Raw genomic sequence first — 3007 nt, 5'->3', positions numbered from 1 at the left:
CGCTTAATATATGTTTTTCTATTTAATAAATATTAATAAAATTTACTAATAAAAAATTAAAATTGAAACTGGAGATAGAATGAAGAAAATTGTTTATATACTTTCGCTTGTTTTTATATTTAATTCTTTGTCGTTTGCGATAGACGATATTGTCGATAAAGATAATTTGCATAATTTAATCGAGGGCGTTACTTCTTCGAGAGCGGGAACGGATAGAATAGGAACTATTTACGATTTTTCGCCGCTAATGGAAAAAGACACTCCTTTTAAGCTGGGTTTTTCATTATTGGATTTGAGGCATATAGTCGATAACAAAACCGTTGTAAATGACGAGAGAAGATTCGCGTTTTTGCCAAAAGGTTTTATAGGTTTAAGTTATGGAATATTCGGAATCGGTTATCAATTTAGTTTATATAACGATTTAAGCAATAAAGCTCCAATCGTTCATAGCCATTCTTTAGCTTTCGGACTTGCGATGGAAAAATACAGATTTAATTTGCCCGTTTCGGTTTCTATTGCGGATGGAAATCATTACGGTGGCAGATTGTCGATAAGCACGACTCCTAAATTTTCTTTTATGTTTAGAGGCGGTTTGATGGATGAATTTTCTATTTCTTTACATTACGGAATTCAGCTTTCTTCGATAACAAACGAAATAACGGATACTTCAGTCGCTCCTATGACGGTAGGATTTTCTTTATTCGGAGATATTATGCTTACGAGATTCGATAATTATCCCGTTCAAATAAGTTTGCCCGTTAAACTTGCATTTTATTACGGAATCGGAAGCAGATGGGCTACCATAGACGCGGGATACGCGGAAGATTCTTTAACTAATTATTTATATGACGATAGCGGCGGACGTTCTTCGGGCAGTATTAGAATATACGCTCTGCTTCCAGCGAAGTTTGCGGCAAAATTGGGGGCGATATATGTTTACGCGATGCCGAGACTAATGTTCGAATGCAATATTTATAAAATGGATAGATTATATAATCTTCATTACGGAATGGAAGGCGAGTTGCAAGTTACTCCTATAGAAAATCTTACTTTCGGACTTACGGCTTACGGGGAAGGGCAAAGCATAATGAAAAGGAACGCGGAATTTGAAATTAAAAACGGATTCGGCGCGGGTTTGGATGTTTGGGGAATTTGGAGATATTAAATAAATGCAGGATTCGAGAATAAATAAATTAGCGGAAAGTTTGGTTAACTATTCATGTAAAGTTAAAAAAAATGAAAATGTTTTGATAAAAGTTTACGGAGAAGGCGAAGAATATAATTTGGTTGTCGCTTTGATAAAAGAGATTTACAAAGCTGGGGCAAATCCTTTCGTTTGGAATCATAATCCGCAAATAATGAGAGAATTATTAAAAGATTGCAACGAAGAACAGATAAAATTATGGGCGCAAACCGATTTGTCGCTTATGCAAAAAATGGACGCTTATATCGGAATCTGGGGAGGCTCAAATAACGCTGAAAATTCTTCAGTCCGCAAAGAGAATAATCAAATATACGAAAAATTTTATGCAAATCCCGTCCATATGAATGAGAGAGTAAAAAATACGAAATGGGTTATACTCAATTATCCGACTCCGTCTATGGCGCAGCAGGCGGCAATGAGCACGGACGAGTTTGAGGATTTTTATTTTAAAGTATGCAATTTGGATTATTCCAAAATGTCGAAAGCTATGGATAATTTAGTAGAACTTATGGATAAAACGGATAAAGTAAAAATAATCGGCAAAGAAACGGATTTAACTTTTTCGATAAAAGATATTAAAGCGATTAAATGCGCGGGCGAAATGAATATTCCAGACGGCGAAGTTTTTACCGCTCCCGTTAGAGAATCGGTTAATGGAATTTTATCTTATAACGCTCCTTCGCTTTATAACGATGGCTTTACTTATGAGAATATAAAATTTGAATTTAAAGACGGAAAAATTATAAAGGCAACGGCAAACGACACTAAAAGAATAAACGGAATTTTGGATACGGACGAAGGCGCAAGATATATAGGCGAATTTTCTTTGGGAGTAAATCCTTATATAACGAAACCAATGAAAGATATTTTATTTGACGAAAAAATAATGGGAAGCTTTCACTTTACGCCGGGTTCTTGTTATGACGAAGCGCCTAACGGAAATAAATCGATTATTCACTGGGATTTGGTTTGCATTCAGACGGAAGATTACGGAGGCGGCGAAATTTATTTTGACGATGTTTTGATTAGGAAAAACGGAATTTTTGTAGTCGATAGTTTGAAATGTCTTAATCCTGAAAATTTTAATTAAGAATTTATTTATAATATTTTATTACATCACGAAACAATGTCTTGCTTTAGTTACTTTATAATTTTTTATATATTTTGATACATAATCGCATAATTTATCTATATCGTATTCATCCGTCAAATCTTTATTTTCATGGAATTCGCCTATTAGATTTTCTATATTATTTAATATGTTTATATCGGCATTATATAGAATCTCATATTCCGAACCTTCGCAGTCGATTTTTAAAAGTTTTAATTTATTTATGTTATACTTTTTAAATATTTCTTCTAAAGTAATTGATTGTATTTGACAATTTTCTTTAGTCATAATCGAGTTTGTAGAAATAATATCAGCAGTAGAACTTCCGCCTTTATTGGAACTATTAATACTCATATTTATTAGTCTTCCGTCTTTGGTAACCGCCTTATTTTCTGCCGTAATAATTCCTGCATGGATATTATTTAATTCTATATTTTTTAATAAATTGTCATAATTTTCTTTAAGCGGTTCAAACGAATATATTTTTAGAAATGGGAATTTTTTGGCAAGTAAAATGGATACCATACCAACATTTGCTCCTATATCTATAACAACATCTCCTTCTTTAAAATCTATATTTGTAAAATCATAATCGTTATTATTTAATTCATGAGCTATTATATTAACGCTATCGGATAAAATGGAATCTTGAAAATGAAACAAATTATTGTCTATATTGACTGTGTAAATAT

General features: G+C 32.7%; 3 protein-coding genes. 2 read left to right on the top strand and 1 reads right to left on the bottom strand.

Going from position 1 to position 3007, the window contains the following annotated elements:
* Positions 1-79 precede the first annotated feature (79 nt).
* Together ACR0QS_RS12415 and ACR0QS_RS12410 are read left to right on the top strand one after the other, a co-directional pair.
* A complete protein-coding gene (locus ACR0QS_RS12415) occupies positions 80-1165 on the top strand; it encodes a cell surface protein (protein ID WP_432633767.1) in 1086 nt (361 codons plus the stop codon).
* Positions 1166-1169: 4 nt separating this feature from the next.
* Positions 1170-2294, top strand: coding sequence for an aminopeptidase (locus tag ACR0QS_RS12410; protein WP_432633766.1), 1125 nt, complete (start codon positions 1170-1172; stop codon positions 2292-2294).
* Between the two features lie 21 nt (positions 2295-2315).
* Here the strand turns inward: ACR0QS_RS12410 and ACR0QS_RS12405 are convergent.
* Positions 2316-3007: FkbM family methyltransferase (locus tag ACR0QS_RS12405; protein ID WP_432633765.1), on the bottom strand; the 692-nt coding region annotated here is incomplete at its 5' end.

The organism is Brachyspira sp. (genome assembly GCF_050873525.1).
Classification (GTDB): domain Bacteria; phylum Spirochaetota; class Brachyspiria; order Brachyspirales; family Brachyspiraceae; genus Brachyspira.
This window is presented reverse-complemented; position numbering and strand designations above follow the sequence as displayed.

Coding starts and splice junctions, on each gene's coding strand:
- ACR0QS_RS12410 (WP_432633766.1), top strand. CDS start 1,170: ATGCAGGATTCGAGAATAAATAAATTAGCGGAAAGTTTGGTTAACTAT.
- ACR0QS_RS12415 (WP_432633767.1), top strand. CDS start 80: ATGAAGAAAATTGTTTATATACTTTCGCTTGTTTTTATATTTAATTCT.